Annotated in this window: 15 protein-coding genes; 13 read left to right on the top strand and 2 right to left on the bottom strand. The window is 47.9% G+C overall.

All coding sequences use genetic code 11. The annotated features are described in order from the left end of the window. Nucleotides 1-14 precede the first annotated feature (14 nt). From buk to NQS30_RS04570, 5 genes are read left to right on the top strand one after another with little or no spacing between them, the layout of a single operon-like run. On the top strand, nt 15-1,130 hold the full coding sequence (gene buk / locus NQS30_RS04590) for a butyrate kinase (protein WP_014721483.1): 1,116 nt from the start codon (nt 15-17) through the stop codon (nt 1,128-1,130). After that, nucleotides 1,120-2,541 carry a dihydrolipoyl dehydrogenase gene (gene lpdA / locus NQS30_RS04585; protein ID WP_085342183.1) on the top strand — a complete coding sequence of 474 codons (1,422 nt, stop codon included), beginning with the start codon at nt 1,120-1,122 and terminating at the stop codon, nt 2,539-2,541. Before buk ends, lpdA begins: the two co-directional genes overlap by 11 nt. A gap of 22 nt (nt 2,542-2,563) precedes the next feature. Next, a complete protein-coding gene (locus NQS30_RS04580) occupies nt 2,564-3,556 on the top strand; it encodes a thiamine pyrophosphate-dependent dehydrogenase E1 component subunit alpha (protein ID WP_015240177.1) in 993 nt (330 codons plus the stop codon). Between the two features lie 12 nt (nt 3,557-3,568). Next, nucleotides 3,569-4,552 carry a 3-methyl-2-oxobutanoate dehydrogenase subunit beta gene (gene bfmBAB / locus NQS30_RS04575; RefSeq protein ID WP_003153216.1) on the top strand — a complete coding sequence of 328 codons (984 nt, stop codon included), beginning with the start codon at nt 3,569-3,571 and terminating at the stop codon, nt 4,550-4,552. Nucleotides 4,553-4,573: 21 nt separating this feature from the next. Continuing rightward, the gene (locus tag NQS30_RS04570; protein ID WP_015240176.1) at nt 4,574-5,836 is read left to right on the top strand and encodes a dihydrolipoamide acetyltransferase family protein; all 1,263 of its coding nucleotides are present in this window, start codon (nt 4,574-4,576) and stop codon (nt 5,834-5,836) included. 44 nt (nt 5,837-5,880) lie between these two features. Here NQS30_RS04570 and NQS30_RS04565 read toward each other — a convergent pair whose 3' ends face one another. Continuing rightward, nucleotides 5,881-6,777: a YegS/Rv2252/BmrU family lipid kinase gene (locus NQS30_RS04565; protein ID WP_015240175.1), complete on the bottom strand. Its 897-nt coding sequence runs from the start codon at nt 6,775-6,777 to the stop codon at nt 5,881-5,883. A gap of 178 nt (nt 6,778-6,955) precedes the next feature. Here NQS30_RS04565 and brxB point away from each other — a divergent pair, with 178 nt between their 5' ends. From brxB to NQS30_RS04535, 6 genes are all read left to right on the top strand, one after another. After that, nucleotides 6,956-7,393, top strand: a complete 438-nt coding sequence (brxB, locus tag NQS30_RS04560) for a bacilliredoxin BrxB (RefSeq protein WP_003153223.1) — start codon at nt 6,956-6,958, stop codon at nt 7,391-7,393. A 245-nt stretch (nt 7,394-7,638) separates the two neighbouring features. Then, a complete protein-coding gene (gene artP / locus NQS30_RS04555) occupies nt 7,639-8,406 on the top strand; it encodes an arginine ABC transporter substrate-binding protein ArtP (RefSeq protein WP_015240174.1) in 768 nt (255 codons plus the stop codon). A gap of 61 nt (nt 8,407-8,467) precedes the next feature. Next, nucleotides 8,468-9,127: an arginine ABC transporter permease ArtQ gene (gene artQ / locus NQS30_RS04550; RefSeq protein ID WP_003153227.1), complete on the top strand. Its 660-nt coding sequence runs from the start codon at nt 8,468-8,470 to the stop codon at nt 9,125-9,127. Continuing rightward, entirely contained in the window at nt 9,120-9,842 is a 723-nt protein-coding gene (gene artM / locus NQS30_RS04545; protein ID WP_059368145.1) for an arginine ABC transporter ATP-binding protein ArtM, read from the top strand. The genes artQ and artM overlap by 8 nt, the downstream gene beginning before the upstream one ends. A 76-nt stretch (nt 9,843-9,918) precedes the next feature. Continuing rightward, the gene (locus NQS30_RS04540; protein ID WP_007408388.1) at nt 9,919-10,872 is read left to right on the top strand and encodes an aromatic acid exporter family protein; all 954 of its coding nucleotides are present in this window, start codon (nt 9,919-9,921) and stop codon (nt 10,870-10,872) included. Nucleotides 10,873-10,941: 69 nt separating this feature from the next. Beyond that, nucleotides 10,942-11,472 carry a L,D-transpeptidase gene (locus NQS30_RS04535; protein WP_007408389.1) on the top strand — a complete coding sequence of 177 codons (531 nt, stop codon included), beginning with the start codon at nt 10,942-10,944 and terminating at the stop codon, nt 11,470-11,472. A 13-nt stretch (nt 11,473-11,485) separates the two neighbouring features. On the opposite strand, the gene prli42 is transcribed toward NQS30_RS04535, so the two are convergent. Then, nucleotides 11,486-11,581, bottom strand: a complete 96-nt coding sequence (gene prli42 / locus NQS30_RS04530; RefSeq protein WP_007408390.1) for a stressosome-associated protein Prli42 — start codon at nt 11,579-11,581, stop codon at nt 11,486-11,488. A gap of 93 nt (nt 11,582-11,674) precedes the next feature. Here prli42 and mce point away from each other — a divergent pair, with 93 nt between their 5' ends. Further along, nucleotides 11,675-12,103: a methylmalonyl-CoA epimerase gene (gene mce, locus NQS30_RS04525; RefSeq protein ID WP_015240172.1), complete on the top strand. Its 429-nt coding sequence runs from the start codon at nt 11,675-11,677 to the stop codon at nt 12,101-12,103. Continuing rightward, complete coding sequence (locus tag NQS30_RS04520) at nt 12,090-13,613, top strand: acyl-CoA carboxylase subunit beta (RefSeq protein ID WP_025284976.1); 1,524 nt, start codon at nt 12,090-12,092, stop codon at nt 13,611-13,613. The genes mce and NQS30_RS04520 overlap by 14 nt, the downstream gene beginning before the upstream one ends. Nucleotides 13,614-13,625 lie beyond the last annotated feature (12 nt).

Here is a 13,625-nt window from a genome sequence, read left to right as displayed (position 1 = left end):
TTTGATCTGGAGGTATGAAAATGTTCGAAAAGGAAAAACGCATTCTCATTCTGAATCCAGGCTCAACATCAACGAAAATCGGTGTCTTTCACAATGAACGCTGTATCTTTGAAAAGACGCTGCGGCATCCCGAAGAAGAGCTGAAAACATTTAACAGCATCATCGACCAATACGAATTTCGAAAAATAAGCATTCTTGAGTCTTTGCACGAACAGGGCATCAACATTTCAAAGTTCGATGCCGTTTGTGCCAGAGGCGGCCTGCTCAGACCGATTGAGGGCGGCACATATGAAGTGAATGACGCCATGATCACTGATTTGAAAAACGGCTACAACGGCCAGCATGCTTCTAATCTGGGCGGAATTATTGCCAGGGAAATAGCTGACGGATTAAATATCCCCGCGTATATCGTCGATCCGGTTGTGGTGGATGAGATGACTCCGCTCGCTAAAGTATCAGGAATGCCTGAAATCAAGCGGAAAAGCATTTTCCATGCTTTGAATCAAAAAGCTGTTGCCCGTCAGGCGGCGGCGTCCCTCGGCAAACGGTATGAACAGATGAAGATGATCGTCACTCATATGGGCGGCGGCACCACAGTCGGTGTCCATGATTGCGGACGGGTGACGGATGTCAACAACGGGCTTCACGGAGAAGGACCCTTCAGCCCGGAGCGCGCGGGAACTGTTCCGGCGGGTGATTTGGTAGAAATGTGTTTTTCCGGCAAGTATTCAAAAGCCGATATGATGAAAAAACTTGTCGGCACGGGCGGACTCTCCGGCTACCTGGGGACAACGGACGCGGTGAAGGTGGAAAAACGCATTCAGGCCGGAGATGAAAACGCGCGTCTCATTTATGACGCCATGGCTTATCAAGTAGCAAAAGAAATCGGGGCGGCAAGCGCCGTTTTAAAAGGAAAAGTAGACATTATCGTCCTGACGGGCGGATTGGCGTACGGGAAAAGTTTTGTATCCGCCATCAGATCGTACATAGATTGGATTTCGGATGTACTGGTGTACCCGGGAGAAAATGAACTGCAATCTCTCGCGCAAGGCGCGCTTCGGGTTTTAGCTGGTGAGGAGCAGTCAAAGCAATATCAGATCGGCGAAGGAGTGAAAACAAATGGCGACTGAGTATGATGTGGTCATTCTGGGCGGCGGCACGGGCGGTTATGTAGCCGCCATCAGAGCGGCCCAGCTCGGCTTAAAAACGGCCGTTGTAGAAAAAGAAAAGCTTGGCGGAACATGCCTGCATAAAGGATGTATCCCGAGTAAAACGCTGTTAAGAAGCGCGGAAGTGTACCGAACCGCAAAGGAAGCGGCAGCATTCGGCATTGAAACGGAAGGTGTCTCCCTCCGCTTTGACAGCGTGCAAAAACGAAAGCAGGGAATCGTTGACCGGCTGGCCGGCGGTGTCGCCCACTTGATGAAAAAGGGGAAGATTGATGTATTCAACGGGTACGGACGTATGCTCGGCCCTTCCATCTTCTCACCTCTTCCCGGTACGGTTTCCGTCGAATACGCAAATGGTGAAGAAAACGACATGCTGATACCGAAACAATTGATTATCGCAACCGGTTCAAGGCCGAAAATGCTGCCGGGTTTAGAAGCAGACGGTACATATATTCTGACATCAGATGAAGCGTTAGAGCTTGAACGTCTGCCCCAATCCATGATGATCGTCGGCGGCGGTGTCATCGGAATTGAATGGGCATCCATGCTGAACGATTTCGGCGTCAATATCACTGTGATTGAATATGCAGACCGCATTTTGCCGACGGAAGACCGTGATATTTCAAGTGAGATGGAAAAACTGTTAACGAAAAAAGGAATTAAGATCGTGACGGGTGCGAAAGTGCTTCCGGATACATTGGAAAAAGCGGACGGCGTTTCAATTGCCGCTGAAAAGAATGGAAAAAAAGAAACGTATCACGCGGAACAAATGCTTGTTTCCATCGGCCGCCAGCCGAACATTGAAGGGATCGGGCTTGAAAACACGGATATTGAAGCGGAAAACGGTTCTATCATCGTGAACGAAGCCGGACAGACGAAGGAATCGCACATTTATGCGATCGGTGATGTTGTCGGCGGGCTGCAGCTTGCGCATGTGGCCTCCCGTGAGGGCATCATTGCCGTTGAGCATATGGCGGGTCTTAATCCGGCTCCGCTTGATGCCGCTCTTGTGCCGAAATGTATTTATTCAAATCCGGAAGCGGCGAGCGTCGGTCTGACAGAAGAGGAAGCTCTTCGAAAAGGGCATGAACTGAAGATCGGGAAGTTTCCGTTCATGGCGATCGGAAAGGCTCTTGTATACGGAGAAAGCGATGGCTTTGTCAAAATCGTCGCCGATCGGAATACAGATGATATTCTCGGTGTCCATATGATCGGTCCGCACGTCACCGATATGATCTCTGAAGCGGGGCTTGCCAAGGTGCTCGACGCGACGCCTTGGGAAATCGGCCAATCCATACATCCGCATCCGTCGCTGTCAGAAGCGATTGGAGAAGCTGCGTTAGCCGCAGACGGAAACGCGATTCATTTTTAAAAGGAAAGAAGGAGGGGTTTGAATGACTACAAACCGCCATCAAGCATTAGGGCTCTCTGACGAAGAAGCCGTTGAAATGTATAGAACCATGCTGTTAGCCAGAAAAATCGACGAAAGAATGTGGCTCTTAAACCGCTCGGGCAAAATTCCGTTCGTTGTTTCATGTCAAGGACAGGAAGCGGCGCAAGTAGGCGCGGCCTATGCCTTAAACCGTGATACCGACTATGTGCTTCCGTACTACAGAGATATAGGGGTTGTACTTGCATTCGGTATGACTGCAAAGGATTTGATGATGTCGGGTTTTGCGAAAGCAGCTGACCCGAACTCAGGCGGAAGGCAGATGCCGGGCCACTTCGGGCAAAAGGAAAACAGAATCGTAACGGGCTCATCCCCTGTTACGACGCAGGTTCCTCATGCAGTCGGAATCGCGCTTGCGGGACGCATGGATAAAAAGGATATCGTCTCTTTCGTTACCTTTGGAGAAGGATCTTCCAACCAGGGGGATTTTCACGAAGGGGCAAACTTTGCCGCCGTGTATAAACTGCCGGTCATTTTCATGTGTGAAAACAATAAGTATGCTATTTCTGTCCCGTATGACAGACAGGTGGCGTGCGAGAAAATATCCGACCGGGCGGCAGGCTACGGCATGCCGGGAGTCACTGTTGACGGAAACGACCTGCTGGAAGTTTACCGGGTCGTAAAAGAAGCGCGCGAACGGGCGTCTAAAGGCGAAGGCCCTACATTAATAGAAACGGTTTCCTACCGTTTGACGCCGCATTCCAGTGATGACGACGACAGCAGCTACAGAGAACGCGAAGAAGTAGAAGAAGCGAAGAAACAAGATCCGCTTCTTTTATACAAAGCATACTTGCAAGAAGCCGGGCTTCTAGGTGAAGAAGAAGAAAAGACCATGCTGGATGACATCATGGCTATCGTAAACGAAGCGACAGACGAAGCGGAGAAAGCGCCATACGCATCTCCTGAATCAACGCTTGATCACGTTTATGCGAAGTAGGGAGGAATACTTATGTCTGTAATGTCTTATATTGACAGTATTAATGCAGCAATGAAAGAAGAAATGGAAAGAGATCCGCGCGTGTTTGTTCTCGGGGAAGACGTCGGGAGAAAAGGCGGCGTGTTTAAAGCCACGGCGGGTCTCTATGAACAGTTCGGAGAAGAGCGGGTGATGGATACGCCGCTTGCTGAATCAGCGATTGCCGGTGTCGGCATCGGCGCCGCGATGTACGGCATGCGCCCGATTGCCGAGATGCAGTTTGCCGATTTCATTCTGCCTGCGGTCAACCAAATCATTTCAGAAGCGGCAAAAATACGCTACCGTTCAAACAATGATTGGAGCTGTCCGATGGTCATCAGAGCGCCTTATGGCGGCGGCGTGCACGGCGCGTTGTATCATTCCCAATCTGTGGAGGCTATTTTTGCCAACCAGCCGGGCCTTAAAATTGTCATGCCTTCAACTCCTTATGACGCAAAAGGGCTGTTGAAAGCTGCAGTCCGTGACGAAGATCCGGTGCTGTTTTTCGAACATAAGAGGGCGTACCGTCTGATTAAAGGCGAAGTCCCTGCGGATGATTACGTCCTTCCGATCGGAAAGGCGGATGTAAAACGCGAAGGCAGCGACATTACTGTTATTACGTACGGATTATGCGTCCATTTTGCTCTGCAGGCTGCCGAGCGCCTTGAAAAAGACGGAATTTCCGCACACGTATTAGATTTGCGTACGGTTTATCCGTTAGATAAAGAAGCCATCATTGAAGCCGCGTCTAAAACGGGAAAAGTATTGCTGATCACAGAAGATACGAAAGAAGGCGGTATTATGAGCGAGGTCGCCGCCATTATTTCTGAAAACTGCTTATTTGATTTAGACGCGCCGATCAAGCGGCTTGCAGGTCCTGATGTTCCGGCAATGCCTTATGCGCCGACAATGGAAAAATACTTCATGATGAATCCTGACAAAGCAGAAGCCGCGATGAGAGAATTAGCGGAGTTTTAAAGACGTAAGGAGGTTTTTGACATGGCGATTGAACAAATGGCTATGCCTCAGCTCGGAGAGAGCGTGACGGAAGGGACGATCAGCAAGTGGCTGGTATCCCCCGGTGATCAAGTGAATAAATATGACCCCATCGCGGAGGTCATGACAGATAAAGTGAACGCGGAGGTGCCGTCTTCTTTTACCGGTACGATTAGAGAACTTGTAGGAGAAGAAGGCCAGACTCTTGCAGTCGGCGAGATCATCTGCAAAATTGAAACAGAAGAAACGGAAACCGAAGCGGCGCCGAAGCGGGAAGAAGAGCAGAATACCCCTTCAGACACAGATGCAAACCGTCAAGGTAAAGATCAGTCAAATAAAGCGCGTTATTCGCCGGCCGTGCTCAGGTTAGCGGGAGAACACGGCATTCAGCTTGAAGAAGTTGAAGGAACGGGTGCAGGCGGAAGAATTACGCGAAAAGACATTCAAAAGATCATTGATTCGGGAATGAAGCAGAAGTCGGAAGCACCGGTGCCGGCTGCCGTTCAAACAACGCAACAAGCGCCGAAACAACAGCAAAAACAAGCGCCGGCACCCGCTCTGTCAGCCGGTGATATTGAAATTCCGGTTACAGGCGTCAGAAAAGCCATCGCCGCCAATATGCATAAAAGCAAAACAGAAATTCCGCATGCCTGGACGATGATGGAAGTGGACGTCACGAACATGACGGCGTACAGAAACAGCATTAAAGACTCATTTAAACAGAAAGAAGGCTTCAATTTAACGTTTTTCGCTTTCTTTGTAAAAGCGGCGGCGCAGGCTCTCAAGGAGTTCCCGCAGATGAACAGCATGTGGGCGGGAGACAAAATCGTCCAAAAGAAAGACATCAACATCTCCATTGCCGTTGCCACGGAAGATTCGCTGTTTGTTCCGGTTATTAAGCATGCTGATGAAAAAACGATTAAAGGCATAGCCAGAGAAATAACGGACCTTGCGAAAAAAGTGAGAAACGGAAAACTTACCGCGGAAGATATGCAGGGCGGCACATTTACCGTCAATAACACGGGATCTTTCGGCTCAGTTCAATCTATGGGCATTATCAACCATCCGCAGGCGGCGATTCTTCAGGTAGAATCTATCGTCAAACGTCCGGTTGTCATGAATAACGGGATGATCGCCGTTCGTGATATGGTTAATCTTTGCCTGTCTTTAGATCACAGAGTGCTCGACGGGCTCGTGTGCGGCCGATTCCTCGGACGCGTCAAAGAGATCTTAGAAAACATTGATGAACATACTTCCGTCTATTAAAAAAAACTCCTTTTGCCCGGGCGGCAAAAGGAGTTTTTTTATTTTCATTGTGAATCCTCGGGAACAATCATAGTGAGATGATGTTTTTTCACTTCGATCGTACAAGGTGTTGTTCCGTATACCTCGCCATCTGTATCCGCGTCCATCTCACGTCCGGTTTCGATTTCAATCCTGGAGGCCTGAATATAGGACAGCTCCCCTTTGAAATCATCAAACGAACCCTGCTCCATCGTCATCAGCTCCCGCAACGCGGCAAGGCTTGTGTTGCGGCAGATTAACACATCGGCTAAGCCGTCCTGGAGGCTGGCATCAGGCAGGGGAACTTTGTTTGTCCCGATATAATGCCCGTTCATGACAAGCACCATTACGGCTTCGTCTTCTTTCACCTCGCCGTCAATCGTCAATTTGACAGGAAACGGGTTCGCGCTTGTCATCGTCCGCAAGGCGCTCGTGAAGTAGCTGATTTTACCAAGCCATGCTTTTTCAGTTTCATTAATATGGCTTGATGCTTCGGTGATCAGTCCGATGCCCCAGAAGTTCAGAAAATAGCCGTCATCCGTTTTACAGACGTCAATCATCCGTTTATGTCCGGCCGCGAGCGCTTCAGCGGCCTTTTGAAGGTTTTGCGGGATGCCGAGCGCCCGTGAGAAATCGTTGCACGTTCCTCCCGGCAAAATGCCGACAGCGGGTCTGTGATCAAGCTTGCTGATGCTGTTGATGCATTGATGCACAGTGCCGTCTCCGCCTAAAATATATAAATGGTCAACTGAACTGTCGAGATTTTCACAATACTGACGGGCATCATCCTGATGTTTGGTCGGTTTAATCAAAAGTTCATCAGCTGACTGGGCCAAAATGGGGACGACCGTGCCGAGCGTTTTATCAATCTGTTTTTGACCGGCGTTTCCGTTATAAATTAAAACTGCTTTCCGTTGGCTCATATGACTGCTCCTTTATTTCAGACAATCTCCTTAACAAGTTTCCCGTTTTTAAAGGGTCATAAACTTACATCGGGAACATAAAAGGGACAAAAAACAATTGGATATGAGCGGTGTCATTTGCCGATAGGGAGGTTCCTTGCTATCATAAGAAGAGATGATCAAAAAGGAGAGGTCCCAGTTGAATATGGATTTTAATTTATTTATGAATGATGTCGTGCGTCAAGCCCGCCAGGAAATCACGGCCGCCGGGTATACAGAGCTGAAAACCGCTGAGGAAGTGGACGAAGCGCTTTCGAAAAAAGGAACGACACTCGTCATGGTCAACTCTGTGTGCGGATGCGCAGGCGGTATTGCACGGCCTGCCGCGTACCATTCCGTACATTACGATAAACGCCCGGATCAGCTTGTGACGGTATTTGCCGGACAGGATAAAGAAGCGACAGCCAAAGCGAGAGAATACTTTGAAGGCTATCCGCCGTCCTCTCCGTCATTTGCCATTTTAAAAGACGGGAAAATTATGAAAATGGTGGAACGCCATGAAATTGAAGGCCATGAGCCGATGGCCGTCGTCACAAAACTGCAGGAAGCATTTGAAGAATATTGTGAAGAAGTATAAGTGAAAGAAAAACCCCGGAGCCAACCGCTTGCGGGGTTTTTTTATATGACATCTGTATAAATATAAATATTTATACATCAGCGTTCAGCTGTCACTAATCTGAAAAACAATGACTATAATAAACATAGAAAGGAAAATATATTTTTCGAAAATAGTATTGCATCACAATTAAAAAGTGTTTAAAATACAAGTTAACGAATAAATATTCAAATTTAAGAGATCAGTAGATATGGGGGAAATGAATCATGAAGAAATGGCTGTTGGTATTAGCTGCCGCATGTATCACCTTTGCGCTGTCCGCTTGCGGATCAGGCAATTCAGGCTCAGAGGGCGGAAAGAACAAGCTGATTATGGGTACATCGGCTGACTATAAACCATTTGAATATAAAGACGGCGATCAGATCACCGGATTTGACGTTGATCTGGCAAAAGCTCTGGGCAAAAAGACTGGCTATGACGTTGAGGTGCAGGACATGGACTTCAACAGCCTGATTACAGCCTTGAAGTCCAAGCAGGTAGATATGATTTTATCTGGAATGACACCTACGCCGGAACGGAAAAAGCAAGTTGATTTTTCTGATATTTATTATACTGCTAACAATATGATCGTTACGAAAAAGGGAAGCAGCATTAAATCCCTGAATGATCTGAAAGGCAAAACCGTCGGTGTTCAGCTCGGCTCCATTCAAGAGGAAAAAGGCAAGAAGCTCGCTTCGAAATACGGTTTTCAGCTCGAAGACCGCAACCGGATCTCAGACTTAACCGAAGAGATCAAATCCGGGCGTTTTGATGCCGCGATTATCGAAGACATCGTAGCACAAGGCTATTTCAGTTCAAATCAAGATCTGCAGGGCTTTGCGTCAGCAGATGCGAAATCAGACGAATCGGGTTCCGCGATTGCGTTCCGCAAAGACAGTGATCTGACAGCGAAGTTCAACAAAGCGCTGAAAGAAATGGAGAAAAACGGAGAAATCGAAAAACTGAAGAAAAAATGGTTCACCAACGAGAAATAAAAGAAAGCTCAACTTTTCGTTGAGCTTTTTATCTTGAATAAAGACAAAGGAGATCACACGTATGAATTTGGATTTCTCAGCGACAATCCCCCAAATTCCTTTTATATTGGAAGGCCTTGCGGTCACATTAAAAATTGTGCTCGTTTCAGCGGTCATCGGTCTTGTATTAGGCATCGTGCTCAGCTTATTTAAAATCAGCACGATCAGTCCGCTGAAATGGATTGCGGATTTTTATACTTCGATATTCCGCGGCACGCCGCTCGTGCTGCAGCTGATGATCATCTATTTCGGTATGCCGCAGCTTCTGGGCTTTCAGATCGATCAATTTTGGGCGGCGGTCACCGCATTATCGCTCAATTCAGCCGCTTACGTCTCTGAAATTATCAGAGCGGGAATCAACGCAATTGACAAAGGACAAAAAGAGGCTGCCGTCGCTCTCGGCGTGCCGTACGGAAAAATGATGAAAGATCTGCTGCTGCCGCAGGCGTTTAAAAACATTTCTCCGGCTATTATTAACGAATTAATCACCTTAACGAAAGAATCGGCGATCGTCACAGTTATCGGTCTTGGCGACATTATGAGACGGGCCTACCAGTCCGGCGCCGCAACATACAACTATTTAGAACCTCTTATTGTGGCGGGCTTAATCTATTACGTGCTCGTTTTGATCTTAGCATTCATCGGAAAAGGCGTAGAAAGGAAGCTGAAAGCCAATGATTAAGGTCGACAACCTGTCAAAATCATTCGGGAAACATGAAGTACTAAAAAACATTTCAACACAGATCGAAGAAGGGGAAGTCGTCGCTGTCATCGGCCCTTCCGGTTCCGGCAAATCAACGTTTCTGCGCTGCTTAAATCTGCTGGAAACCCCGAGCGGCGGAACGATTGCCATTAAAGAAAATGAAATTACCGCAGCTAAAACGAATAAACTGAAAGTGCGGGAAAATATCGGCATGGTATTTCAGCATTTTCATTTGTTTCCTCATAAAACGGTGCTTGAAAATATCACATACGCGCCAGTCAGCGTGAAGAAAGAGTCTAAAAAGGAGGCGGAGGAAAAGGCGTGCGCCCTCCTTGAAAAAGTCGGACTGCTTGACAAACAGAACGACTATCCGAACCGTTTGTCAGGCGGACAGAAGCAGCGGGTCGCCATCGCGCGTGCGCTTGCCATGAATCCTGACATCATGCTGTTTGATGAACCGACCTCGGCTCTTGACCCGGAAATGGTCAAAGAAGTTCTTGAGGTGATGAAAGAGCTCGCGCAGACGGGCATGACGATGGTGATCGTAACGCACGAAATGGGATTTGCCAAAGAAGTGGCAGACCGCGTTTTATTCATGGATGAAGGGACGATCGTGGAAGACGGGCAGCCGGAAGAATTTTTTCTTTCTCCGAAGTCAAAAAGAGCACAGGACTTTTTAGAAAAAATATTATAAAATATAACTGTAAGAAAAGAAGAAGAGTGCTCTTCTTCTTTTTTTTGAGAAAGAAACAAACAGAATGGAGCAAGCAATGTTTAAAATCGGTTACCGCACACTAAAGACCGCACTTGGAACGGCGCTGGCCATTTATTTAGCCCAGCTGTTGCATCTGCAAAACTTCGCATCCGCAGGAATCATCACCATATTGTGCATCCAGATTACGCAAAAGCGGTCGCTTCAGGCCTCGTGGGCCCGATTTGCCGCCTGTTTATTGGCGATCGTCTTCTCATATGTCTTTTTCGGGCTGATCGGCTATTATCCGTTTGCGATCGGAATATTGCTGGTGCTGTTCATTCCGACTACAGTCGTTTTAAAAATAAACGAAGGAATTGTCACCAGCTCAGTAATCATTCTTCATTTATATATGTCCGGCGGCATTACGATGGCGTTTATCTGGAATGAGTTCCAGCTGATCACCGTAGGTATCGGCGTCGCGCTGTTAATGAATCTGTATATGCCGAGCCTCGACAGAAAACTCGCGGCGTACCGGAAAAAAATCGAGGACAACTTTTCCGTCATCTTCGCCGAAATCGAACGGTATTTGTTAACAGGTGAGCAAGATTGGTCGGGGAAGGAAATACCGGAGACGCATCAGATGATTCAAGAGGCGAAAAACCTCGCCTATCGGGACGTGCAGAATCATATTTTGCGCCATGAAAATCTTTACTATCATTATTTTAAGATGAGACAGAAACAATTTGAAATCATTGAACGGCTGCTGCCGAAGATTACCTCTATTTCAATAACGGTGGAGCAGGGCAAAATAATCGCCCATTTCATCCATGAATTAAGGGAAGCCATTCATCCCGGCAATACCGCTCATAAATTTTTAAAAAGACTTGCAGAAATGAGAACGGAATTTGAAGAAATGCCGCTCCCCGCAACGCGCGAAGAGTTTGAAGCGCGGGCGGCTTTGTTCCACCTCCTCGGTGAGATGGAACAATATCTCGTGATTAAAAGTTATTTCAAAGGCATCAAGCTGTAAAAAACATATGGATCAATCGCATGAGTCCTCCTTTCATTGGTCATTCTAATGAAAAAAGGAGGGGAGCCCATGCGATTTTTTTTATTGTCAGCCGCCCTGCTGCTGTCTCCGCTTTGGCCGCTTGGCGCGAACCCTTTGCCGGGTGACCCTTATATTATCGTCAATAAAGCCACAAATGCGCTTGCTGTTGTGAAGGATAACCGAATACAAGGCATTTATCAGGTGGCGACGGGAAAAACGGATGATTTGACGCCTGAAGGAGAATTTACGGTAACGGTCAAAGCCGTCAATCCGTATTACCGGAAGAAAAATGTAAAGGGAGGCGCGCCGGAAAACCCGCTCGGCGTCCGCTGGATCGGTTTTGACGCGAAAGGAACCGACGGCAGGATATACGGCATTCACGGAACAAACAGAGAAGAGCTGATCGGGGGGTTTGTTTCAAACGGCTGCATCCGTATGAAAAACCGGGATGTCATCCGTATTTTCCGGATTATCCCTCCCGGAACGAAAGTATTGATTACAAAAGAAAACCGCTCATTCGAGGACATTGCAATAGAGCGGAAAGCCCTCATAAAAAAGCAGGAAACCCCCTTGCAATGAGGCGCCTGCTTTTTTACCGCAAATACATCATAATGCCTGAGAGGAGGGTTGAAAGTATAAATACGCCCAAAATGACGATGACGGCGCTTTTCATAAATTTTTGAGACATTGTTTCACTCCTTAAGATTACTGTCTATCATTTTAACGTGTTTTGCTTGTATGAACAAGCCATATCCTATGGCGGAAAGCAGGTGGCCGCGCTATGAAAAAACTTGATCATGTCGGCATTGCCGTCAGCTCTATTGAAGCCGCGAGAGGATTTTACGAACGGATGCTCGGGCTTACGTATATGGGAGACGAGCTGGTAAGCGGCCAAAATGTGAGAGTTGCTTTTTTAGAAGCGGGAGGCACAAAGCTTGAGCTGATTGAGCCGCTGTCGGACGCGTCTCCCGTCAGCTCTTTTTTACAGAAAAGAGGCGAAGGGCTGCATCATTTGGCATTCCGCTGCGCCGATATGAAGGAAACGATCAAGGAGCTTGAAGCATGCCGCATGACTTTGATCCATCATGAACCGCAAAACGGAGCGGGCGGGAAGAAGATCGCATTTCTCTCTCCAAAAGAGGCGAACGGGGTCCTGATTGAGCTTTGTGAAACAATTGAAAAAGGAGAAACTCAAGATGAGCATGAGTGATCATATCAGACACTTAAATGAAAGACGTTCCTTTTTAACAAACGGCGGCGGAGCGGAAAAAAATGAAAAACAGCACAAAAAAGGCAAGCTGACGGCAAGAGAAAGAATTGACTATTTATTGGACGAAGACAGTTTTTCAGAGCTGCAGCCGTTTGCCAAAAGCCGCATGCCCGGATGCCAGAATGCTCCGGGAGACGGCGTTGTTACCGGATACGGCACAATTGACGGACGGCCCGTGTATTTGTTTGCCCATGACTTTACCGTACTCGGCGGGACGCTCGGCGAGACACATGCGGAAAAAATCGCGGCGGTAATGGATCTGGCGGCGAAAAATAAAACTCCGATCATCGGGCTGAACGACTCAGGTGGTGCGAGAATTCAAGAGGGTGTGGTATCATTAAATGGATACGGTCATATCTTTAGGCGCAACGTCCTTTACTCGGGAGTGATTCCGCAAATCTCTGTCATCCTTGGGCCGTGTGCCGGCGGTGCTGTTTATTCACCCGCATTGACGGATTTTGTGATTATGGCGGAGCATACGTCGCACATGTTTATTACAGGCCCGAAAGTCATTGAACAGGTGACGGGTGAACAGATTGACGCGGAAAGTTTAGGCGGTGCGGGAATACATAATGTGATAAGCGGAAATGCCCACTATTCCGCACGAACGGAAAAAGAGGCTCTTTCCGCTGTGAAAACCCTGCTTTCTTATCTCCCGCACGGCGGACAGACGGCATTGCCCGTTAAAAAGGAAGACGCCAGACCGTTATTAAACACCCTCGTTCCCGCGGACAGTTCGAAACCTTACGATATGTTACAGGTAATAAAAGAGCTGGCGGATGACGGAACGTTTTTTGACATTCAGCCGTATTTTGCCAAAAACATTGCTGTCGGTTTTCTGAAACTCGGACGGCGTACAGTCGGTGTTGTCGCAAACCAGCCGAAACACTTGGCGGGGAGCCTCACGATTGATGCCGCTGACAAAGCGTCGAGATTCATCCGTTTTTGCGACGCGTTTCATATTCCGCTATTGACGATCGCTGATGTTCCTGGATTTCTTCCGGGCTTTCAGCAGGAACATGCGGGAATCATCCGTCACGGAGCAAAATTGCTGTATGCTTTTGCCGAAGCGGCGGTGCCGAAAGTGACGCTCATCATCAGAAAAGCTTACGGAGGCGCCTATGTCGCCATGAATTCGAAAGGGCTCGGGGCAGATCTTGTATTCGCCTGGCCCAATGCGGAAATCGCCGTGATGGGAGCGGAAGGCGCGGCGTCGATTTTATACAGCAGAGACATACAGGCTTCTGACGACCCGGAGAAAACGAAGCGCGAAAAAAAAGCCATATACGAAAAGAAAAACGCCGGTCCGTATAAAGCAGCGGCCTGCGGAATGGTGGATGATATCATCCGGCCGGAAGACTCGAGGAAAAAATTGATTCAGGCATTTGACATGCTTGCGCATAAGGAAGAGGAAAGACCGAAAAAAAAGCACGGTAATATACCGCTTTAAACGGAGGGAACT

This window comes from Bacillus sp. B1(2022) (genome assembly GCF_040259625.1).
GTDB classification, from domain to species: domain Bacteria; phylum Bacillota; class Bacilli; order Bacillales; family Bacillaceae; genus Bacillus; species Bacillus velezensis.
This window is presented reverse-complemented; position numbering and strand designations above follow the sequence as displayed.